This is a genomic window from Nostoc sp. KVJ3 (assembly GCF_026127265.1).
In the GTDB taxonomy this organism is placed as follows: Bacteria; Cyanobacteriota; Cyanobacteriia; order Cyanobacteriales; family Nostocaceae; genus Nostoc.
In genome coordinates, this window is the sequence record NZ_WWFG01000001.1 from 549,268 (window position 1) to 571,673 (window position 22,406).

Consider the following 22,406-nt stretch of genomic DNA (forward strand, 5'->3'; position numbering starts at 1 on the left):
TAATTCTCCTTTTATGACAAAACAACTTGTATTAATGGATCACGATGGCGGTGTAGATGATTATCTAGCAACCATACTGCTGTTGACGATGGATTGTATCGAACTCCTTGGTGTTGTCGTCACTCCAGCAGATTGCTACGTCCAACCAGCTGTTAGCGCCACACGTAAAATTCTCGATTTGATGGGATTTTCTCATATCTCGGTAGCAGAAAGCACTGTACGCGGGATTAATCCATTTCCTCCTCTCTATCGCCGCGATTCCTTTATCGTTGACCATCTCCCCATTCTCAATCAAAGGGAAACCATTACTACACCTCTGGTTGCCGAAACAGGTCAAGATTTCATGATTAAGGTATTGCGCGAGGCATCAGACCCCGTAATGTTGATGGTAACAGGGCCGTTGACCACCGTTGCAGTAGCTTTAGACAAAGCACCAGATATTGAAGCCAAGATTCACAAAATTGTTTGGATGGGAGGTGCATTAAATGTCGGTGGCAATGTAGAAAAAAGTCTAGAACCAGGACAAGATGGTTCCGCCGAATGGAATGTTTATTGGGACGCGGTTTCAGCAGCGCGGGTATGGCAAACCCAAATTGAAATTATTATGTGTCCTTTAGATTTAACTAATAATGTCCCAGTTACATCAGAATTAGTGCAAAAAATGGGGCGACAACGCTACTATCCCATCTCTGATTTAGCAGGACAATGTTATGCGCTAGTTATTCCCCAAGATTATTATTTTTGGGATGTGTTGGCCACAGCTTATCTGGGACACCCAGAATTTTATCAATTGCGCGAATGGGAAACAGAAATTATCACCACTGGAGTCAGTCAAGGACGGACTAAAGTAGTTCCTGGCGGGCGGAAAATTCATGCGATGGATAAAGTAGATAAAGAGGCTTTTTACGCTTATATCTTGCAGCAATGGGCAAGGTAAAAAAGTGAAAATTAGAAATTAAACTTCAAAGTTAGCGGTGTTGAGAAATTATGACTATAGTTGTTTGCATTGTCTTTTCTTAACTCTGCTTTACTTCATGATGAAAAACTGCTATGAAATATGAACAAATTAAGTATGAATTAAAAAACTCTCCCACCCTGAAGCTTTTACGAAGCGATAACGCCCCTCTAATTCTGAGTTTTTTTTACAACCAGTTTAAAGTAACTCAGCGCATTTCTATCACTCAAGAAGAGTTAGAAACTAAACTGGGTAAATATCTGGAGTTTCTGGAAGAAATTGATCAAGATTTTAAAGATCGATCGCCTAAAGAGTATCTCAACAAATGGTGTGATGACCAGCTTTTGAGAAAAACGTTTAACAGCAGTGACGATCCAGTATTTACACTAACTCCGGCTGCTGAGAAAGCGATTGCATGGTTAGAAGACTTTAAGCGGCGAGAAGAGGATGTAAAAACGTTTGAAACTTTTAAAGAATTTGCTGTTACTGTTACAGAATCAATTGCCGAAAATTTACTTTATCTGACTCCTGAAGAACAAGCTTTATATTCCTATCTCTCTATTCACAATCAACGCTTAGAGCAAGAACGCATTAGTCAAAATTATGCCTATCAATACATACATAGTTCGTGCGTAAGGATGCTTGACTGAATTAGGGGGCAAAATACCAAAAAACTACATTGATATTAATTAACTGATAGATTTTAAACCTAATAAGAGAGCTGCTATAGTTCCAGCCACAGAAATTTGCCCATGAATAATTTTCTCTAAAACTGATTCTACAGGAATAAATACAACTTCAATCTCTTCTGTAATATCTAGTTGTTGTTCCCCAGCTTTTATAACATTTTCTGCTAAAAATAAATGTATTTGATTAGTATCTTTACTCGGCTTATCGTATAGAGTTCCAATTTTTCTAAATTCTTGGGGTGTATAACCAGTCTCTTCTCTCAGTTCTCTAATAGCTGCTAATTCTGCACTCTCTTTTGTGGGATCGAAATTCCCTGCTGGTAGTTCTAAAAAAAACTCACCTACAGCGTGTCTGTATTGCCGAACAAAAATAATTTCTCTATTACTCGTAACGGGTAAGACCATCGCAACGTCAGGCTTAATACTGACAAAATAATCATCTATGATTTTACCATTGGGCAATTCTATTTCATCTTGTCTCACCTGACACCAAGGGTTATCTAAAACCATTTTTGATTTTAAAGTCTTCCACTTTTTTAAGTCGCTCATAAATCAAGTAAAAAATAAAATTATGTATAAAAACTTTAGTAACTAAGCAATTGTAAAAAAGTATAACAGATACATCCGATAATCTAAACTTTGAACTTACACTTGCTTTTGCAATAACATAATATACAGAATAAGTATGCAAATAAATGTAAACTTATTTACAGTAAACAAGAGATTTCCGTTGACCATTAGTAGAGGGACAACGGCACAGACAACGAATGTATGGGTGAGGATTTCATCTGATGGTATCGAAGGTTGGGGAGAAGCATCACCATTCGGTGTGGGGAATCATCGACAATCAACGGAAGCAATCAAAGATGCCCTACAGCAAGTTTCACCCCTGCTAGAAGCATTTAACCCCTTGCAGCGACAGCAAATTGAGCAAGTTTTAACCCAAAACCAGGTTCCTTCTGCTGCTAGAGCCGCTTTGGATATAGCAATGCACGACTGGTTGGGTAAGCTTGTAGGATTACCTTTGTGGCAAATTTGGGGACTCGATCGCAATCAAATAGTCCCAACTTCAGTCACAATTGGGATTAATTCACCTGAAGGTGCGATCGCTAGAGCGCGAGACTGGTTACAATTTACTGACGTCCGCCTTTTCAAGGTAAAGCTAGGTAGTCCAGATGGCATAGATGCAGATAGAAAAATGCTATTGGCAGTACGAGAAGAAGCACCTGAAACAAAATTATTTGTTGATGCTAACGGGGGTTGGAGCTTAGAAGATGCGATCGCAATGTGTAATTGGCTGAGTGATTTAGGTATAAAGTATGTAGAACAGCCATTGCCGCGGGGAGAAGAAAAAAGTTTAGCAAAACTCAAACAACACTCTCCCCTACCCATCTTTGTAGATGAGAGTTGCTTCACAAGCTCTGATATTCCCGATTTGGCAAATTACGTAGATGGTATTAATATCAAACTGATGAAATCAGGGGGACTAACAGAAGCGATGCGAATGGTACATACAGCACGAGCATATCGGTTGCAAGTAATGTTCGGTTGCTATTCTGACAGTTCGCTAGCTAATACAGCAGCATTACAGCTAGCGCCACTAGCTGATTATCTAGATTTAGACAGTCACCTTAACTTAATCGACGATCCTTTTACGGGTGCATTGCTAAAAGAAGGTAGAGTTTTGCTAAACGATTTACCAGGTTTGGGGGTAAAACACAGTGCGTCTACCACTTAATCAACGAGTAGCAATATTACTTCATGAGGGAACTACTGGGACTCACGGCAAAACAGGACTGGCAATTTTACGTTACAGCGAAGCACCAATTGTAGCCGTCATCGATCGCGAGTGTGCTGGTAAATCTCTAACAGACTTAACAGGTATCAAGCGTGATGTCCCGATTGTGGCATCAGTAGCCGCAGCCCTACAGTACAAGCCAGAAGTCTTAGTAATAGGCATTGCTCCAAGTGGTGGTGCTATCCCAGATGATTACTGGCTGGAAATTAAAGACGCTCTAGAAGCTGGGATGTCGTTGGTAAATGGTTTACATACACCAATGGCAAATATACCAGACTTAAATGCACTGCTCAAACCAGGGCAACTAATTTGGGATGTCCGCAAAGAGCCGTCTAATATCAGTGTTGCTAGTGGAATAGCACGCACACTTCCGTGTCGGCGCGTGTTGACAGTGGGAACCGACATGGCGATCGGTAAAATGTCAACTAGCCTACAATTACATTGGGCATCAAAACTGCGTGGTTGGCGTTCTAAATTTCTCGCCACAGGTCAAACTGGGGTGATGTTGGAGGGGGATGGAGTGCCTTTAGATGCTGTACGGGTAGACTTTGCCGCCGGTGCTGTGGAACAGATAGTGATGCGCTACGGCAAAAATTATGACATCTTGCATATTGAAGGACAAGGCTCGCTGCTACACCCTGGTTCAACAGCAACCTTGCCCTTGATTCGTGGTTCGCAACCAACTCAACTGGTGTTAGTCCATCGGGCGGGACAAGTTCATGTCCGCAATCATCCCCATGTCATAATTCCACCTTTATCAGAGGTAATTCGTCTTTATGAAACGGTTGCTAGTGCTGGTGGCGCTTTTGCAAGTGTGCCTGTAGTGGGTATAGCGCTTAACACAGCCCATTTAGATGAATCTGCGGCTGAGGAAAGCATCGCTCAAATAACAGCAGAAACTGGGCTACCTTGCACTGATGTAGTCCGCTTTGATGCCAATGTGCTTTTGGATGCAGTGATGAAGAATTAGGTTCTAATCCTACGAAGAAGCAAAACTTTGGTTGCTTAAAGATAAATCCGAGCGAGTTGAAGGAAGGCTAACAGCTTTAGTATCAGCCTGAAAAGTATCTTGCGCCACTTTTCCACCAAGGGAAATTTACACCCCTAACTTATTGGGGTTTTTTTATGGTGGTTAGGTTAACAGAGATCTAGCTTTCATTTCCTGAAACCGCTTTGCCTAAATCTCCCATCCCTTGATAAGTAATTTTTATGAAACCCATCAGCCTTTTTTTGTCAAGCCCTATTGACATTTTGTAACAATCTTGTTAAATTTAGTTACATAAGTAAATAAAAGAAGAGAAAAAAATATGTACACCACTGTAAACGAAGACGGTATCCTCAATAACTACGCAGCTGAACCCAAGGTATACTACGCCGAGTACCCAGCAATTTGGGAACAACGTAAATACGTTTTACAAGGTCTTTTTGCGACTTTAATTGTCACAACTTTAGTTTTGGTTGGTTTTAGCGTTAGCTAAGATTTTTCCATTTCCGTATCGCTGTATCTCATTGTCATTCTCACTTCTCTCTCAAGCCTCGGTTAGTTTCGCCGGGGTTTTTTGTGTTTTTCCCCTGTGGCATCGCTCGGATCCCAAAGTGCGACATTGTAAAATAACTGCGATCGCACATAAAATAAAGACAAATCAATAAAACGGGGTGTTTATGGCAACCCAACTCGGTGAAGCTAAATCTTCAACAGAACTGATAATATCTTGGGAAGCGTTGCCCGCAGGTTTTGTGTTAGAGGATGAACCAGTGGAAAATACAGGTCAACCACTATTAGCTGGTGCTTTGCGCGAAAGCCTGGAAATAAGTGGTTTCATCCAACCTCAAATGTTAATCGCCTCAAATTTTGGACTTTGTGCGACTATAAACGATCAGTTTATAGCTAAAGCACCTGACTGGGTTTATGTTCCAGCAGTAAATGAAGTTTTAGCAGAACGCAAAAGTTACACACCTAATTTAGAAGGTGAGATTCCGGCAGTGGTGATGGAATTTTTATCTGATACTGACGGTACAGAGTACTCTTTTAAGCGAATCTATCCACCAGGAAAATGGTTTTTTTACGAGCAGATTCTTCAAGTACCAATTTACGTGATTTTTGACCCTAATGGCGGTTTGTTAGAATATTACCAACTCGAAAACAGGCGCTACGAGTTACAACAACCTGACGAAAATGGTCGTCATTGGATTGATTCAATGGGCTTATTCTTAGGAACTTGGCAAGGAACAAAAGAAGCCAGAACTGGTTACTGGTTGCGCTGGTGGGATAAAGCAGGTAATTTGTTACCTTGGGCAGTAGAACAAATTGCACAAGAACGTCAGCAAAAAGAACGGCTAATTGCCTATTTACAATCTCAAGGTATCGACCCAAATAATTTGCCAGATAGCTGAGTTACTTACAGAACTTACGCAAAAAAGTTCTGAAGTAGCGGTAATTCATGAATTAGCGCTACGACAAATCAGGTTTTTGAGACAATTTTGTGTAAGTCCTAACTTAGTTTAAGCAAATAAGTGCTAAGTGCGATCGCTTCATACTATATTTTGCTAATTCCTCATAAAAGTAATATAAAACACCCTTGAGTATAAGTACGCCCCACTATGAAACGAATTATGAAGGAATGGGACATGATGCAGAAATTCAAACACAGATGAAAAAGCTACTCCCAGAGAAAAAAGCAAGAAAAGAAAAAATAACCTTTTTGATGAATCAAAAAACATAATTATTCGTCACTTAAACTATCAATTCCCTACTTATTTCTACTGGAGGGTGATTTATGTCATCACAACTGTTGCGATTCATATCTTTGGGCAGTCTTGGCTTATCTTTGTGTTTGGGCAATTCGGCCGCAATGGCGCAATATGATTCTACTGGCGATGGTGGTAGTGTAGTCGTACCAACAGTGCCATCAGGTGGGTCATCAGGTGGATCATCAGTCCCAATAGATACATCAACAGGTATACCCCTTCACCCTCATCTGACGGTACAACTCGGTTTACCTGTCAGACTTACAATGGTCAGTCCACCGTTATGTATCAACCACAAAGTCAACCAGGACAATTCTTTCCTTGGGCAGCACCTGCATCTTTAGGTGGTGGTTGGGATGCACAAAGACGTTGTGCAGCAATTGCCAGTCGCTTAGAACTGTATCGTCCAGATGGCTTACAAGAACTCCAGACATCTGTAGAAAATAACGAAAATATTGTCTGCGTCACAACAGAAGCTAACCCAAGCTGTAGAATTGTGCTAACAGTACCGCGTGGGAAAGATCCTGTTGTCATCCGCAATAGCATTTTTCAAAATTTGACTACTGCTGATAACGGACAGCAAACTATAGCCGTTAACACTTATGGCGATCGCAGTAGTGGAGGGAACGACTTATATAATTTAGGACGCACACTTCTAGGCAGTGGCAATAATCGAGTTAGTTCATATAGAGGTGGCATTAATCTCAAACCTTTCCTCGATCGTCAAGATGGTGGTACTGCGAATAACCTCCGCAATGGAGTAGCAATTCGTCGTCAGTCTCAACCAAACTCTGTTCGCTTAAATCCTGGCAATTTCCGATAATTAATAGTTCTGTTTTTAAGTCTAAAACACTGTTTTTAAGGCTATTCCCGATGAATTGGGAGCGATCAACTTCAGCCGTAGGCAGTCTGTAGTAGTTCACCGAAGAAGCGGAGGGGCAGGGCGCTCAAAGCTTAGGGAGCAAGCCCTGACCTGGAGCCGTGGAGCGGAGCGGAACATGGGTTGAGAGCAACGCCATAAAGGGCGCTCTTACTGGGGCGGAGTCTGAGAGCTTCTCCGTCTCAGTTTTCCCCCTTGCTCCCCTGCTTTTTTGACAAATAGTCTCTGGTTTCGTTATATGAACCAGAGACTATCTTCCTAGTCTGTCACGGCGTAAATAACTTTTATCTAAACAGGTCGGAAGCGATCGATCTCACCTCCGGTCAAGTTTGCATAGTACAGATTGCCATCTTTGCCAGTAGTGATTTGTGTAGGTAGTCCTAGATTTGGTCTGTCTGTCTGGGAAGCAAACCGCTTAACTGAGACAACTTTACCCTGACTATCGAATGTCAAAGCATCGATAGTTCCTTGACTGAAATCACCAACAAATAAAGCACCTTGATAGATTGAAGGGAAAGTATCACCTGTATAAAAGTCACCCACAACAATCGAATTGGAACCAAAATGCTTGTAAGTGTAAACTGGTGCTGTCACAGTTGTACCACTACTATAGAATGCTTTTGCTGCATCTAGATTGGCATAACTTGGTTGTTTTAGGCTGACGGTATTGCCATTTCCATCAAGTCCACCTTCATAGAACGGCCAACCAAAGTCAGCTCCTGGTTTTCCGACATTGACCTCTTCCCAAGTAGCAAATCCAACGTCACCAATAACAGGGGTATTAGTCTTCTGATCGATTGTAAAGCGGAAGGGGTTACGCAGACCGTAGTTATAGACTTTGGAGCGATTGCTATTGGGATCACCGTTGTAGAAAGGATTACTTGATAAGCCTTGACCAGTAATCGCATCAATCCGTAGGATCTTGCCGGATAGGTTATTCAGATCCTGAACGCGAATTGCTCGGGGGTCTATCCCATTGTAGGAAGTGCCATCTCCTAAGCTGACAAACAGAGAACCATCTGTACCAAAGCGGATAGAACCAACTGAATGAGATTCACTATCGTTGGCTATAAAATTCTGGACATCTTGGACTTTATCGAGATTATTCAGATAATCCTGCAAGCTAGTAAACCGTTTACCAGTATCTTTGTTGATAATTCCTGATGGTGCGTAGCCAAGTGAGACATCTGTGCTATTTCCATCTGGGTGGCTGATATTATCCCAAGTGGCATTAGTACCTAGCAGCACAACTTGGCTGCCAGCAATGGCAGTAGTGTAATTAGTCTTGGCATCGGCTGTTACCCGAATTAGTTGTGCAGTCCGATTCCCGTTCTGATCGGCATCGTCTAATGTGCTATTGGGATTGTTTTTAGGATTGTTTGGATCGGTTTCTGGTGGATCGTAGGTATACAAGAGGTAAACGTAGTTGTTACCGTTTGGATTTTTGCCAAAATCTGGATGTACAGCAATGCCTAACAAACCGCGATCGCGCGTATCATTAACTTGTTTAGAAATATCGATAAATGGTGTTGCTAATAATGTGCCGTTATTCAACACTCGCACTACCCCATTTTTCTGGGCAATGAACATTTGCTTACCGTCAGATGTCGAGTCAAAAGCTGTAGGTTGAATCAAACCAGAAGCTACCGTCTCTAAAACAAAGTTACCAGAGTCATTATCGATAATAGTGATAGTTGTCTGTTGAGTATTTAGTTGCACTCCAACTGCGTTACTGAAGTTCAAAGTAAATGCTTCATTTGATTCCCCAACGGTGTCATTAATAATGGGGATAACAATGGTCTTGCTGGCTTGTCCTGCTGCAAAGGCTAAGGTTCCAGATACAGCCTGGTAGTCAGATCCTGCTTTAGCAGTCCCATCTTGGGTTGCATAGTTCAAACTAGCAGTCCCCAAGGCGTTACCCCGTGTAACTGTCACCGTTGCAGTACCGTCACCCTCATTAACTACTGGCTTAGTGAAATCGAGGCTGGAGCGATCGTTATCTTGAATCGTAATTCCAATAGTTCTTTGAACTCCTAATGTTGCTCCCCCGGCCTGATCGATGACGAAATTAAAACTTTCATCTGGTTCTGCTAAGGAATCGTCAATGATCGGAATGGATACTTGTCTACTGCTTTCTCCCGGTGCAAAAATCAGTGTTCCAGCGCTTTCAGTGCCTTCACTTCCGTAGTCAACTCCTGCTGTAGCAGTACCAGCTATGGTTGCATACTTGATAGAAGATGTACCGCTTAAATCACCACTTCTGAGCAGGGTGATATTAACATTACCAGCACCTTCGTTCACAGTCGTGGAAGATGATCCTAATGTGATGGTGGTCGGAATATCTGGTGAATAAAGTTGAGACTCAGGAATGATTTGCTTTGTCTGAGAAGTACTTGACCAAGCTAGTTGGGAAACAGCGTAATACGTATTATCGTAGTACTCAAGCTTAATGTCGTATTTTTGACCTGCAAGTAGGTTGATTGTACCACTAGCTTCTGTAGCGGATTGATCGGCAAAGCGATTGATGATTTGTTGACCATTGACAAATAGCCGTACACCATCATCAGTAGTCGTGTAGAAGGTGTAAGCCTCACTGTACTTAGCTTGTACTTGACCTGTCCAACGCACTGAGAAGGTATCTGCACCTATAGATGGATCTGGAGAATTAAGACCCCAATTAAAGTTAACTGTCGGATCTATGCGAGTTTGCTTTAGGTTGGTGAAGTCGATATTGTCGTAATACTCTCCTTTGAGTCCTGTACCTGTACCAGTAGCAGGTACGCTGACATTACTATAAAGTTGGGACTCAGGAATGATTTGCTTTGTCTGAGAAGTACTTGACCAAGCTAGTTGGGAAACAGCGTAATACGTATTATCGTAGTACTCAAGCTTAATGTCGTATTTTTGACCTGCAAGTAGGTTGATTGTACCACTAGCTTCTGTAGCGGATTGATCGGCAAAGCGATTGATGATTTGTTGACCATTGACAAATAGCCGTACACCATCATCAGTAGTCGTGTAGAAGGTGTAAGCCTCACTGTACTTAGCTTGTACTTGACCTGTCCAACGCACTGAGAAGGTATCTGCACCTATAGATGGATCTGGAGAATTAAGACCCCAATTAAAGTTAACTGTCGGATCTATGCGAGTTTGCTTTAGGTTGGTGAAGTCGATATTGTCATAATACTCTCCTTTGAGTCCTGTACCTGTGCCAGTAGCAGGTACGCTGACATTACTATAAAGTTGGGACTCAGGAATGATTTGCTTTGTCTGAGAAGTACTTGACCAAGCTAGTTGGGAAACAGCGTAATACGTATTATCGTAGTACTCAAGCTTAATGTCGTATTTTTGACCTGCAAGTAGGTTGATTGTACCACTAGCTTCTGTAGCGGATTGATCGGCAAAGCGATTGATGATTTGTTGACCATTGACAAATAGCCGTACACCATCATCAGTAGTCGTGTAGAAGGTGTAAGCCTCACTGTACTTAGCTTGTACTTGACCTGTCCAACGCACTGAGAAGGTATCTGCACCTATAGATGGATCTGGAGAATTAAGACCCCAATTAAAGTTAACTGTCGGATCTATGCGAGTTTGCTTTAGGTTGGTGAAGTCGATATTGTCGTAATACTCTCCTTTGAGTCCATCTCCCTGAGCGATCGCGCTGGCGCTAGCGCTAGAGGTAATACTTGATTGTGTACTGCTTTCCAGAGGTGATGGAGCAACTATTGAACTTGCAGTTGTTGACAACAACTTTTTAGATTGAGTAAGACCTTGATTCTGTAAATCAGCCATTGAGATATATGCCTCGCAATAGTGATAAAACTAATTCCAGAATCAATATTCTAGGATTACTAGAATTAGTTTTATATTGAATATTTTCAACAAAAAATGCGTAATGATGTCAGATAACAATATATTTACAAGTCCTTTATTACTGGACTATCAATATATATTAATGCGATCCTAATTTCACTCAATTGTTAATACAAAATTAGACAAATTTTATTATTTACACTCCTTTCCTACTGTGGTGCCATTTGTTTGTATCAATATTAAAATACAATAGTGTGACAAAATTTTGTATATCTTTTCTTAAAGCAGATATATATAAACACAAAAACATCTATGATAAGAAACTCGTTAGATTACTTGAAGGGCAATATTAGCCTTTATGAATCTTTGTTTTCTTTCAAAAAATTCTGAGTTTTGATGCATTTAAATTCGCCAAAGTTAATTTAAATAATAATTATAAATTAACCCTTTTGAGAGCTTCTAATCTCAGTTGTAGGTATATAAAATTGAGGCGAAGCAACGCCCAATGGGAAAATACATACTTAATTATTCAAAGATGGCAATTTTACATATTATTTAAGTATTGTTATTCAGTTAATCAACTACACATTTGACACTACATACCGTGTTATGTCTATCTTTTTTATGAAAATTTGTTTAAACATTTACATTGGCACATACTTTTTTAAAGAAATATCAAAGTTTTGATGATCTTTAAATTAAAATCACCAACATTACGGATAGTCTCATGTTTTTTATCCGCATAGTTATTAATTGTATGAAAATTCTGTAAAGAAATCTTTAAATATTTAAAGATTTGAAAAAGTATTGTTTATCTATACTTAATTTTAAGCGTTGAACTATTTCTTTATTACAGCTATTAGAGTACAAAACCCACGAGTATGTGGGTGATTTGGGAACCCACATACGTCCTTTAGGTGTGGGGATACTTGATGCGTCCTCCGCAGTGCCACAAAAGGAACTCCTAGTCCACATTGAAGGAAATTTCTGGTATATATAGGATTCCGATTTGATGTCTGAAAAGATACGTAGGGGAGCCAGTCGCGTGGTGAGGCAGTGCGATCTTGGGGGTTTCCCCAGAAGGAACTACCGAAAGGGTTTCCCGACTTGAGCGAACTGGTGTTGTGTTATCGCCAAGAGTACGGCAGCAAACCCTTGATAATAGTGCGTTACGAACTACGTTCTAAACACAACGCCAGTTGCTACAACGAAGGGAACCTCCCTTCGGGTTCACCAGTCGCCTAGATTGGAAAACCCGCCTACAGCGCTGGATTCACCGCAACGCACTGGCTCCCCTACAATATCTAATTTTGTTCAAAACTCAAATAGGATTCCTATATCTAAGTTGGCAACAGTATTTTGAAAACAAAAAAGCTATCAGTTTTGCTCCTAGCATAAATCCTACTGCTTTCAGCAATGGGTGCGTCAATCACTTTTAGGACTTACGCATTGACAGGAAAGACCAAGTATAGATGATTGGAAAAACCAGATCCGTCGTATGGCAATTCATGAATTGCCCTACGACGCGGATCTATTTACCATCAATGAATGATTAATAAAAACCTGAAACGGCGTATTTACGTTGATGCACAACATGATTATTTTGTACAGTGCGTAAGTCCTAACTTTTACAATTCTGATGCTGTTTCTGGAGCAATAATTTCCCCAGTACCTAATTCCAGTATCAAGTCTTGTTCAGTAATCAATCCACTAAGTTCCTTCACTTGTAAATTCATTTCTTCGCAAGCTTGTCTGAGTTCTCGTGCAAATTTGTTGATATCTTGACCATAGCCACATTGATAAGCAGCAGTTTCAATTCCTTGCTTGGCATTTGCTCTAGCACAATCTACTAATTCTGTCCCATGCAATGGTGTAGGAGATGCCATAAACGTAGTTATTTTTATTAAATGTTTGCTGTTAGATAGATTATCAATATTTAAACATTGACTCATCCATCCAATGGAAGACACTTAGGGTATAGTTAGGAGTTGGAATAATTCGTAATTCGTAATTAGGTAATGTATAGGGGATTTAGAACCCGCCACAAAATATGTGATTGTTAGAAGTGGGGGAATTAAATATCCAGAATTTGTTAAATGTTAAGAGTTATAAGTAAGAATTTATCGTTTATAATGTCTAATTCATAACTCCCAACTCCTAACGATTTTATTTAGCCATTGACAACTTCTCCACCATTGACATGTAACACTTGACCAGAGATATAAGAAGCATCGTCAGAGGCTAAAAATACGTAGCTAGGAGCAACTTCTTCTGGTTGTCCGGCTCGTTGCATTGGTACTTGTTTTCCAAAGGTTTCAACTTTCTCTTCGGGAAAAGTTGAGGGAATCAAAGGTGTCCAAATCGGCCCGGGCGCGACAGCATTAACACGAATTTCTTTTGATACTAAATTTTGTGATAAGGAGCGAGTAAAGGCAACGATCGCACCTTTGGTAGAAGAATAATCTAGTAGTTGTGGGCTACCTTTATAAGCTGTTACCGATGTTGTATTGATGATAGAACTACCTGCTTGTAAATGCTTGAGTGCAGCTTTAGTCATGAAAAACATCGAGAAGATATTAGTGCGGAAAGTTCGCTCTAGTTGTTCTTCGGTGATTTCCTCAATGCTTTCTTTGGGATGTTGTTCAGCAGCATTATTGACGAGAATATCAAGTTTACCAAACTCACCAAGTGTTTGTTGTATAGCTTGCTGACAAAAGGTTTCATCGCCGATATCACCTGCAATAGTTACTGCACGACGACCTTGTTTTTCTACCAAATGTTTTGTTTCTTTAGCATCATCGTGTTCATTGAGATAAAGAATCGCCACATCTGCCCCTTCTTTAGCAAATGCGATCGCTACAGCACGACCAATACCACTATCTGCACCTGTAATCAATGCTACTTTATCTTGTAACTTGCCACTACCCCGATACTGGGCATCATCTGCTTTTGGTTTTGGTGTCATTTCTGACTCAACACCTGGTGCTTCTTGTTGCTGTGGTGGTTGTAATTTTTGCTCTTTCTTCTCTTTTGATTTAGCCATAGATTTTTTCAAAGATTTATCCTTTTCATCTGTCTTTAAGTTAACTATTATGTTGCTGTAGTTTATCGCTCCATAGAGGTAAAACAAGCTGAAATTTACTCAACCTTAAGACTGAAAAGAAATTAAATAAATCAGAGTTACTCAATTAATTGATTATGACCTCTGATAACTCAAGAATCGCGCCATTTTCGATAAATGAAAGTATCTATTTCTACTTTCTCTCTCTATTTACAAAAATACTAATATCCCAACTTACAGCCCAAAAGCCTGTATAGTACGCTAAATTGAGATCATTATAGGGCAAGGGTTATGGCTATATTAAATATTTCCGATTTAGAACAGGTTGAAAAATTTCGCCACTTACAATTAACCCTGCGCGATCGCTGGAAAACGTCTGAGCTATTTGATAATAGTGAAGCCGATATTTTAATTATTCCTTCTCTGAGTCTCGACCAGCGCGAACTCCAAAAGATTGAAGGCTGCGAACATTATGAAGAAAGATTACTATTTTCCTTAATTCGGTTGCGAAATCCCCAGACTCGGCTGATTTATATAACATCAGTACCCCTGCATCCTAGTATCATTGATTATTATCTGCAACTTTTACCCGGAATTCCCTTTTCTCATGCTCGCAATCGGTTGTTGCTACTTTCTACTTACGATTCCTCCCTTAAGCCTCTCAGCCAAAAGATTTTAGAACGCCCCCGCCTACTAGAGCGGATTCATCAATCTTTGAGGCTAGATAAATCATTTATGATCTGCTACAATTCCTCACACTGGGAAGGTGAATTATCTTTAAAATTAGGTGTACCACTGTATGCTGCTGCACCAAATTTACAAATTTGGGGGACAAAAAGTGGTAGTCGGCAAATCTTTGCCCAAAGCGGAGTACCGCATCCAGATGGCAGTGAAAAAATTTGGAACTACACAGATTTAGCAGAAGCTACTAGTAATTTGTGGGAACGCCAACCGACATTAAAACGGGTAGTAGTGAAACTCAATGAAGGGATTTCTGGAGAGGGAAATGCATTGCTGGATTTTAGACCAATTGAGAATTTAGCACCGGGAATTGGTACTCATGCTCAAAGGGTAGCAGCAATTAGCGATCGCTTCTCAACAATGCGCTTTCAAGCAAAACTTGAGACTTGGGACAATTTTTCGGGAAGAATCCCAGAATTGGGGGCAATTTCTGAAGCATTTGTGGAAGGGGAAATTAAACGATCGCCCAGCGTCCAAGGACGAATTACACCCGCTGGCGAAGTAGAAATCCTTTCAACCCACGACCAAATTCTCGGAGGCCCAGATGGTCAGATTTACCTTGGTTGTCGCTTTCCTGCTGATGAAAGCTATCGGTTGGAATTACAGCAATTGGGACTACAAGTTGGCAGAAAGCTAGCAGAAAAAGGCGCTTTAGAGCGATTTGGTGTAGATTTTATTGCCGTTGACAAGGGTAATAGTGAGTGGGATATTCAGGCGATCGAAATTAACTTGCGTAAAGGCGGTACAACTCATCCATTCATGACCCTGAAATTATTAACAAACGGACGCTATGACCTTTCCACAGGTTTATTTTACAGTCAGCAAGGTCGCCCCAAATACTATGTTGCTACTGATAATCTGCAAAAAGAGCGCTATCAGGGATTATTGCCTAATGATTTAATGGATATCATCGCTCACCACAGACTACACTTTGACAGTGGGACTGAAACGGGTACAGTTTTTCATCTTATGGGTTGCCTGTCGCAGTTTGGCAAGTTGGGATTAACCAGCATTGGTGATTCCCCGCAACAAGCACAAGATATTTATAACACAGTTGTCAAGGTACTAGATGAAGAAACGCGCCGGGAAAATCATGATTTCTCGGCGTTTTCAGATTATTCCTTTCCTGTAGTTTGGAATGAATATAGCTAAAAAATATAAACTTCAGTGTAAAGTGGATTGAATTTTTTCATAAATCAAACCGGATTCCTATATTTAATTCAAGCAATAACACTGTAAGGCATACACAAAAATATAGGAATAACTAGGTAAAAAATCTATCATTTCATTAATATTTATAGCAAACCATCATTGAATTTGGTAATAGTTTTCATGTTTTTTGATACCCAAGAATTTCAATTCACTTCATGCTTAGAGTTAAACTGGATGTCCGTCAAACAAGAGTTTGAAAAAATACAGCAAGAAAGATTAATAGATTGGCCTGAGAAAGATATATATAACCAAAACTGGAAAACTTTTACTTTATATGCTCTCAAAAATAAAAATGAGGATAATTGCCTTTTATGTCCTCAAACAACACAGTTAATTGAGAAGATACCTAACATGGTCTCAGCAGGATTTTCTTGTTTGAGTCCAGGAACCCATATTTATCCCCATGCTGGATTCTCTGGGTATTCGGAACTAATTTTACGTTGTCATTTAGGTTTAATTATTCCTGACAAATGTGCTATTAGAGTTGGCAATCAAACTCAAATGTGGCAAACTGGGAAGTGCTTAATATTTGACGACTTAGTAGAGCATGAAGCTTGGAATTTAGGAAGAACTAACCGAATCATTTTATTGATAGATTTTGGTAGGAAAAATAATAGCAATATTCGTTTTAAGATATCAGATGAAGCAAGTATATTGCGAGATGTCATATAGAAATCAAATAGGATTTCTGAATAAACTTCGTACATTTGAAGAGTTGGGAAATCAAAGTTAGTTCTGAATCTGCCCGCGATTAGGTAAACGTTGCTGATTGCTTGGTTCTTGACGAGATTGAAGTTGAGTATATATATAGGTAACAAACGCTAAACTCAACCCAATAGCCAAGATCACACCCAAGATTCGCAAGAAATTAGGAGCAATTCTCGTTGCTAGCTGCTCATTTAGTTTTGGTTGGTAAATAGTATCATCTGATCGCACTTGTGGTCTACCTCGATTAGATGCAGGTCGCGGTTGATACAACGTTACATCTGGTGGCACTTGTGGTCTACCTTGATGAGAAGCAGGTCGCGGTTGATACAATGTTTTATCTGGTGGTACTTGTTGCCCGCCTTGATTTGATCCAGATCGTGGTTGAAACAACGTTTTATCTGGTGGTACTTGTTGCCCACCTTGATTAGATCCAGGTCTTGGTTGATACAACGTTTTATCTGGTGGCACTTGTTGTCCGCCTTGATTAGATGCAGGTCGTGGTTGATACAACGTTTTATCTGGTGGCACTTGTTGTCCGCCTTGATTAGATGCAGGTCGTGGTTGATACAACGTTTTATCTGGTGGCACTTGTTGTCCGCCTTGATTAGATGCAGGTCGTGGTTGATACAACGTTACATCTGGTTTGCTGGTGTTGGGATTATTCACAGGACTCTGTTGATTTTGCTCAACTGGATTAAATTGCCTCGGAACGGTTTCGTGATTTGAACCTTGGTTGTACCCAGGCTGTAGGGAAGGAACTGTTTCCACAGATTGGTTTTGCTCAATTGGGTTAAACTGTCTGGGAACAGTTTCGTGATTTGAACCTTGATTAGATGCAGATGGAGGGCGCAGAATAGTTTCGTCGTTCGATTGTCTGGGAACAGTTTCGTGATTTGAACCTTGATTGTAAGAAGGTTGAGGTTGCCCAGTAGTCTTTTCGGGCATAATGTTAGTGCCGATGACAAACTTGGCAGCAGCTTGCAAAGCAAGATTTAGTTCTTCTACCGTTGCAAATCGGTTAGCTGGGTTCTTGTGGAGGCATTTCATCACTACCGCTTCCAATTGTACGGGTAAATCTTCACAACCTGGTTGCGATCGCAGTGGTTTCGGTGGCTCATAAGCATGAGCTAATACCCAAGAAGCTTCGCTGACATGACTACCCTTAATGCTGATTCCAAAAGGGTCGGCTGCACTCAGCATTTCATAAAGGATAATCCCTAAACTGTAAATATCACCCCTCGCATCCAGGTTTTTATCACTTTGGATTTGCTCAGGAGGTGCGTAACGAAACGTCCCAATAAAAGTACTGGTGATATTTGTAATATTGGCATTTTCTGAAGATTCACTCCGAATTTTGGCAACACCAAAATCCAAAACCTTGACCCACTCACCCAAATCGGTAGGTACTAAAAATATATTATCTGGTTTCAGGTCACGATGAACTACCTGAATATGCTCAGTGCTTTTTGTGCCATCCCGTTGGAGAGTCACACCTTGATGGGCAAGCTGTAGACCCTTGCAAACTTGCGCCATAATTTTCACTGTCCGCTCAACAGATAGCCGCTTTTCGCGCAACAGTAGTTGTCTGAGGGTTTGCCCCCGCAAATATTCCATTACGTAAAATGGAAAGCCTTCCGGGGTAAATCCACAATCACTAATCTTCACAATGTGGTCGCTTTGCAAAGCAGCACAAACTGCCACTTCCCGCTCAAAACGCTTTCTCATTTCTTGAGATGCCACCAGCGTATCTTTGAGCAACTTCAATGCTACCTGCTGACCTACACGGGTATCAGTTGCTAGGAAGACATCTCCCATGCCACCCCCGCCTAAGCGTCTGTCTAAACGGTATCGCTCGTTATCACCTACGAAGCGACCAATCCAAGAATTTGAGGGAGGTGGGGATTTCATCTGGGGGAACCCATCCTAGTTACTTTCAGGTGTTAACTTTAGTCAGAGATACTTAGCTAAATTATGATTGCTTATTTCGTAATTTAGATGAATGTCAGTAATATATATTACTTAGCATTTATCTGATTATACTCAGCTTAACATATTAATAACTTAAAATAATGCTAGCAATTTGATAAAATGTTTAAAATTAAGACCTGTGGTAGTTGAAATTTGTTCCTAATGTGAAGTTTAGGCAAATTCTTCCCGTCCCGTTACGCTAGCGATCGCAAGTGGCACGGAAAAAGCCTTGTATTGCAATGTAGGCTTCCCCATTCCCTACTCCCTTTCATACCATGCAGATAGTCTCTGTTACGGAATATTTAAAGTTTTGCAAAATATATTCTGTCAATGTACTCTGGCGTACATGATTAATATGTGCTATTGCCATGAGGAACGAGGATGAGTAATGTACTCTCTATAGCCGCCGTGACAGCAGTACTAAAAGTCTTGCTGGAAAATGGCTTAGTCAGCGATCCGATCGCTGCTAGTGTTGGTGATGTGATTGTAACGGCCCTACCACCCGATCGAATTTCAGTGGAAGCTGACGAGCGCGCTCAAATCAACCTCTTTCTCTATCAAGTAACGCAGAATCGCAATGTCGATTGGGTATCTCAGGAATTTCGGAGTAGGCATTCACGGATTAATGGAAACCCGCAATCTCCGATTCCACCACTAGCTCTTGATCTGCATTACTTGCTAACAGCCTACGGAGCCAAGGATTTTCAGGCGGAGCTTTTATTGGGCTATGCAATGCATTTATTACACAAAACACCAGCGATCGCATCGGATATTATAAAAAATAATCTGATCAATGCATCTACAACTAATACCTCAAGTGTTTTTTCGCAAGCCGTAGCCAGTGTGTCTGTATCCGATTTAGCTGAACAAATTGGGCATATCAAATTGACTCCAGAGTTTTTTAACATGGAAGAAACTTCTAAATTATGGTCTGCTTTGCAAACCCACTATCGACCTTCAGCTACCTATTTAGCATCAATGGTATTGATTGAGAGTAGCAAACCTGAAAATTCTGAAGGTTTCTCCATGATTCCCTTGTCTCAACCAACTATAGAGCAAGTTATGCCTCTAACAAAGACCGATCGGATGATTGTTGCGGGCACAACATTAGTAATTCGTGGTAAACGGTTACGCGGTGAGATTACCCGAATCCGTTTAGGTAACACGGAGACTTTAATAGTACCTAATGATGTTAAAGAAACACAAATTAGCCTGTCAGTCCCATCGGATTTATCTGCAAGCGTCCAGGGTATCCAAGTTGTCCATCTCACAATGGGCAATGCAGGGCAAACAGATTATGTAGTTGAATCAAATGTAGCGGTTTTTGTCCTCCATCCCACAATTACGGCATTCGTTGCTCAAGTAGAAAATAACGGTGACAATTTACGCACAGCAAAAATTACCGTTAAATTTCAGCCCAAAGTTGGTAAGGCACAACGGGTAGTTTTGCTACTCAATGAAGCGTCAGATGATAGTCCGGGAGCTTACTCTTTTTTGGTTGCACCACGCACTGAAGACACCGATGCAATTACTATTCCTATCCAAAATATCAAGCCAGGAAATTATATTGTTCGGGTGCAGGTAGATGGTGCCCAAAGTCCACTCCACAAGAATAATCAGTCTGGAGCTTATGATTCGCCACAGGTGACAATTCTATGAATGCTACAACAAATCGCAATTGGGATGAGGCAAACTATCTCTATCTATCAGCAGCCCTAGCCTTGGTACGTGGCATTTTAGAAAATCACACGGCAAAAGAACAAAATCAACCAGAAGAGAAAAACCAAGAGCATTTACAGCAAGCGTTACAAGCAGCAGCTGCTGCTATGCCTACACCATCGGCATTGGAAAGAGTATGCAAAATATTTAGCCTCTCACCCTTTGAACGTGATTTGTTGCTTTTGTGTGCAGGGATGGAATTGAATGGAGATTTTGCGAAATTGTGTGCTATAATGCACGGGGATTTGCAACGAGCTTACCCAACTCTTAGTTTAGCTCTAGCCGCTTTACCTAACGTCCACTGGGATGCGATCGCTCCAAATGCTCCCTTACGTCATTGGCGATTAATTCAAATTGGTGATGGTCATGCCCTGACTCTCAGCCCCGTCAGAATTGACGAACGAATTTTACATTATCTCACAGGCATTCAATACCTTGACGAACGATTAGCTGGCATCATTGAACCATTACCAGAGGTTAGCGATTTAGTTCCCTCGCACCAAGATTTAGCCGAGCGAGTATCAGTAGTTTGGTCGCAAGCTTACAAGGTTAATAGCTTGCCAATCGTTCAGTTATGTGGTGTTGAAACTACTAGCAAACGTTGCATTGCCGCGACAATTTGTCAACTCCAGGGTTTAAACCTGTGGGTAATGCCCGCACAAGTGATTCCATTAGTACCTAGCGAGTTAGATAATCTCATTCGCCTATGGACTCGTGAAACGATTTTAAGTAAGTGTGCGTTACTCATAGACTGCAACGACCTGGATACTAATGATATAGCGCGGTTAAATGCGATCGCACGTTTCATCGAACGCACCCAGGGATTTTTAATAGTTACAAGTCGGGAACGCATAGGACTAGGACAACGCCTAGTAGTTAATTTTGATGTACATCAACCAACTAGCAAAGAACAAGGTGCAGTTTGGCAAGATGCACTAGGTTCAATTGCACCGCAAATAAACGGGCAAGTTAAAACCCTAGTGGATCAGTTTAACCTCAGTGCCGCAACCATCCGGGCTGCTTGTGCAGAAGCCGCAGGACAGTTAGCCCAAACCCCAGAAAATGATATCACTAGCATTTTATGGGATGCCTGTCGTGTGCAAGCCCGTCCGCGTTTGGATGAACTCGCCCAACGGATTGAGCCATCTGGTGATTGGGAAGATTTGGTATTACCAGAAGCACAAAAACAAATTCTCCGAGAAATTGCCGCTCATGTGCGTCAACGCAGTACTGTATATAACAATTGGGGTTTTGCTGCCAAGAGTGCTAGAGGATTGGGAATCAGCGCCTTATTTGCAGGTGCTAGCGGCACTGGTAAAACCTTGGGGGCAGAAGTGCTAGCTCAGAAATTGCGCCTCGATCTTTATCGCATTGACCTATCATCGGTAGTTAGCAAATATATTGGCGAAACCGAGAAAAATTTGCGCCGGGTATTTGATGCTGCTGAACAAGGCGGCGTGATTTTGTTATTCGATGAAGCTGATGCTTTATTTGGTAAACGCAGTGAAGTTAAAGATGCGCGCGATCGCTATGCCAATATTGAAGTTAGCTACCTATTGCAACGGATGGAAAGCTACCCAGGTTTAGCAGTGCTAACTACTAACTTGAAAAGTGCAATTGATACAGCCTTTCTGCGGCGGATTCGGTTTGTGGTGCAATTCCCCTTCCCCGATACAACACAACGAGCCGAGATTTGGCGGCGTGTTTTTCCCGCCGACACCCCAACCGCAGACTTAGATGCTCTGCAACTAGCACGGCTAAATGTCGCTGGGGGCAATATCCGTAACATCGCCTTAAATGCAGCTTTCCTCGCCGCCGATACCGGGGAAGCAGTGCAGATGAAACACGTATTGCGGGCTGCTCAGACAGAATATAGCAAGTTAGAGAAACCTTTAACTGATGCGGAAGTTGGAGGATGGATGTGATTTTAAATTAACCTTCTATCCTAAAATTATGGTGCAAAATTAAAAAAAGTATTTGCTTGTAAGGTTTTTCAGATTTTCTATTTACACAATCAGAATAATGCTCTAATAGAAGTCTGTGGGTGTTATACAAGATGATATGACAATTATGTAGTAGCGGTTAGACTAAATTTATCCTGGGGCATTCAA

The 22,406-nt window shown here is 41.1% G+C and carries 16 protein-coding genes and 1 pseudogene; 12 read left to right on the plus strand and 5 right to left on the minus strand.

The genetic code is table 11. The features are described from left to right. Positions 1 to 13: 13 nt before the first annotated feature. The gene (locus GTQ43_RS02350; RefSeq protein ID WP_265270338.1) at positions 14 to 937 is read left to right on the plus strand and encodes a nucleoside hydrolase; all 924 of its coding nucleotides are present in this window, start codon (positions 14 to 16) and stop codon (positions 935 to 937) included. Positions 938 to 1,050: 113 nt separating this feature from the next. Further along, on the plus strand, positions 1,051 to 1,605 hold the full coding sequence (locus tag GTQ43_RS02355) for a DUF3375 family protein (RefSeq protein WP_265270340.1): 555 nt from the start codon (positions 1,051 to 1,053) through the stop codon (positions 1,603 to 1,605). 39 nt (positions 1,606 to 1,644) lie between these two features. On the opposite strand, the gene GTQ43_RS02360 is transcribed toward GTQ43_RS02355, so the two are convergent. Beyond that, complete coding sequence (locus GTQ43_RS02360; protein ID WP_265270341.1) at positions 1,645 to 2,193, minus strand: NUDIX hydrolase; 549 nt, start codon at positions 2,191 to 2,193, stop codon at positions 1,645 to 1,647. Between the two features lie 136 nt (positions 2,194 to 2,329). On the opposite strand from GTQ43_RS02360, the gene GTQ43_RS02365 reads away from it, so the two are divergent. The 5 genes and pseudogenes from GTQ43_RS02365 (at position 2,330) to GTQ43_RS02385 (ending at position 7,013) form a co-directional block, all read left to right on the plus strand. Further along, complete coding sequence (locus GTQ43_RS02365; protein WP_265270343.1) at positions 2,330 to 3,382, plus strand: dipeptide epimerase; 1,053 nt, start codon at positions 2,330 to 2,332, stop codon at positions 3,380 to 3,382. Next, positions 3,366 to 4,412, plus strand: coding sequence for a DUF1611 domain-containing protein (locus GTQ43_RS02370; RefSeq protein WP_265270345.1), 1,047 nt, complete (start codon positions 3,366 to 3,368; stop codon positions 4,410 to 4,412). The genes GTQ43_RS02365 and GTQ43_RS02370 overlap by 17 nt, the downstream gene beginning before the upstream one ends. Before the next feature lie 337 nt (positions 4,413 to 4,749). Then, a complete protein-coding gene (gene psb34 / locus GTQ43_RS02375) occupies positions 4,750 to 4,920 on the plus strand; it encodes a photosystem II assembly protein Psb34 (RefSeq protein ID WP_143855409.1) in 171 nt (56 codons plus the stop codon). Positions 4,921 to 5,104: 184 nt separating this feature from the next. Beyond that, positions 5,105 to 5,836, plus strand: coding sequence for a Uma2 family endonuclease (locus tag GTQ43_RS02380; protein WP_265270349.1), 732 nt, complete (start codon positions 5,105 to 5,107; stop codon positions 5,834 to 5,836). Positions 5,837 to 6,219: 383 nt separating this feature from the next. Next, positions 6,220 to 7,013 (plus strand): annotated as a pseudogene (locus tag GTQ43_RS02385) (COP23 domain-containing protein). 345 nt (positions 7,014 to 7,358) lie between these two features. Here GTQ43_RS02385 and GTQ43_RS02390 read toward each other — a convergent pair. Then, on the minus strand, positions 7,359 to 10,865 hold the full coding sequence (locus tag GTQ43_RS02390; RefSeq protein ID WP_265270350.1) for a PA14 domain-containing protein: 3,507 nt from the start codon (positions 10,863 to 10,865) through the stop codon (positions 7,359 to 7,361). Positions 10,866 to 11,942: 1,077 nt separating this feature from the next. On the opposite strand from GTQ43_RS02390, the gene GTQ43_RS02395 reads away from it, so the two are divergent. Next, positions 11,943 to 12,131: a hypothetical protein gene (locus tag GTQ43_RS02395; protein WP_265270352.1), complete on the plus strand. Its 189-nt coding sequence runs from the start codon at positions 11,943 to 11,945 to the stop codon at positions 12,129 to 12,131. Between the two features lie 383 nt (positions 12,132 to 12,514). Here the strand turns inward: GTQ43_RS02395 and GTQ43_RS02400 are convergent, their stop codons facing one another. Both GTQ43_RS02400 and GTQ43_RS02405 read right to left on the minus strand, forming a co-directional pair. Next, the gene (locus tag GTQ43_RS02400) at positions 12,515 to 12,772 is read right to left on the minus strand and encodes a hypothetical protein (RefSeq protein WP_265270354.1); all 258 of its coding nucleotides are present in this window, start codon (positions 12,770 to 12,772) and stop codon (positions 12,515 to 12,517) included. 284 nt (positions 12,773 to 13,056) lie between these two features. Next, complete coding sequence (locus GTQ43_RS02405) at positions 13,057 to 13,929, minus strand: SDR family oxidoreductase (protein ID WP_265270356.1); 873 nt, start codon at positions 13,927 to 13,929, stop codon at positions 13,057 to 13,059. Positions 13,930 to 14,238: 309 nt separating this feature from the next. Between GTQ43_RS02405 and GTQ43_RS02410 the strand changes: the two genes are divergently transcribed. Both GTQ43_RS02410 and GTQ43_RS02415 read left to right on the plus strand, forming a co-directional pair. Then, entirely contained in the window at positions 14,239 to 15,840 is a 1,602-nt protein-coding gene (locus tag GTQ43_RS02410; RefSeq protein WP_265270358.1) for a peptide ligase PGM1-related protein, read from the plus strand. A gap of 234 nt (positions 15,841 to 16,074) precedes the next feature. Beyond that, positions 16,075 to 16,572 (plus strand): aspartyl/asparaginyl beta-hydroxylase domain-containing protein, encoded by a 498-nt coding sequence (locus GTQ43_RS02415; RefSeq protein WP_265270360.1) that lies wholly within the window; start codon positions 16,075 to 16,077, stop codon positions 16,570 to 16,572. Between the two features lie 57 nt (positions 16,573 to 16,629). Here the strand turns inward: GTQ43_RS02415 and GTQ43_RS02420 are convergent, their stop codons facing one another. Beyond that, positions 16,630 to 18,516 carry a protein kinase domain-containing protein gene (locus GTQ43_RS02420; protein ID WP_265270363.1) on the minus strand — a complete coding sequence of 629 codons (1,887 nt, stop codon included), beginning with the start codon at positions 18,514 to 18,516 and terminating at the stop codon, positions 16,630 to 16,632. Positions 18,517 to 18,957: 441 nt separating this feature from the next. Here GTQ43_RS02420 and GTQ43_RS02425 point away from each other — a divergent pair, with 441 nt between their 5' ends. Beyond that, positions 18,958 to 20,235, plus strand: a complete 1,278-nt coding sequence (locus GTQ43_RS02425) for a DUF4255 domain-containing protein (RefSeq protein WP_265270365.1) — start codon at positions 18,958 to 18,960, stop codon at positions 20,233 to 20,235. Then, positions 20,232 to 22,220 carry an ATP-binding protein gene (locus GTQ43_RS02430; protein WP_265270367.1) on the plus strand — a complete coding sequence of 663 codons (1,989 nt, stop codon included), beginning with the start codon at positions 20,232 to 20,234 and terminating at the stop codon, positions 22,218 to 22,220. The genes GTQ43_RS02425 and GTQ43_RS02430 overlap by 4 nt, the downstream gene beginning before the upstream one ends. Positions 22,221 to 22,406 lie beyond the last annotated feature (186 nt).

Coding starts and splice junctions, on each gene's coding strand:
- GTQ43_RS02350 (WP_265270338.1), top strand. CDS start 14: ATGACAAAACAACTTGTATTAATGGATCACGATGGCGGTGTAGATGAT.
- GTQ43_RS02355 (WP_265270340.1), top strand. CDS start 1,051: ATGAAATATGAACAAATTAAGTATGAATTAAAAAACTCTCCCACCCTG.
- GTQ43_RS02360 (WP_265270341.1), bottom strand. CDS start 2,193: ATGAGCGACTTAAAAAAGTGGAAGACTTTAAAATCAAAAATGGTTTTA.
- GTQ43_RS02365 (WP_265270343.1), top strand. CDS start 2,330: ATGCAAATAAATGTAAACTTATTTACAGTAAACAAGAGATTTCCGTTG.
- psb34 (WP_143855409.1), top strand. CDS start 4,750: ATGTACACCACTGTAAACGAAGACGGTATCCTCAATAACTACGCAGCT.
- GTQ43_RS02380 (WP_265270349.1), top strand. CDS start 5,105: ATGGCAACCCAACTCGGTGAAGCTAAATCTTCAACAGAACTGATAATA.
- GTQ43_RS02390 (WP_265270350.1), bottom strand. CDS start 10,865: ATGGCTGATTTACAGAATCAAGGTCTTACTCAATCTAAAAAGTTGTTG.
- GTQ43_RS02400 (WP_265270354.1), bottom strand. CDS start 12,772: ATGGCATCTCCTACACCATTGCATGGGACAGAATTAGTAGATTGTGCT.
- GTQ43_RS02405 (WP_265270356.1), bottom strand. CDS start 13,929: ATGGCTAAATCAAAAGAGAAGAAAGAGCAAAAATTACAACCACCACAG.
- GTQ43_RS02410 (WP_265270358.1), top strand. CDS start 14,239: ATGGCTATATTAAATATTTCCGATTTAGAACAGGTTGAAAAATTTCGC.
- GTQ43_RS02415 (WP_265270360.1), top strand. CDS start 16,075: ATGTCCGTCAAACAAGAGTTTGAAAAAATACAGCAAGAAAGATTAATA.
- GTQ43_RS02420 (WP_265270363.1), bottom strand. CDS start 18,516: ATGAAATCCCCACCTCCCTCAAATTCTTGGATTGGTCGCTTCGTAGGT.
- GTQ43_RS02425 (WP_265270365.1), top strand. CDS start 18,958: ATGAGTAATGTACTCTCTATAGCCGCCGTGACAGCAGTACTAAAAGTC.
- GTQ43_RS02430 (WP_265270367.1), top strand. CDS start 20,232: ATGAATGCTACAACAAATCGCAATTGGGATGAGGCAAACTATCTCTAT.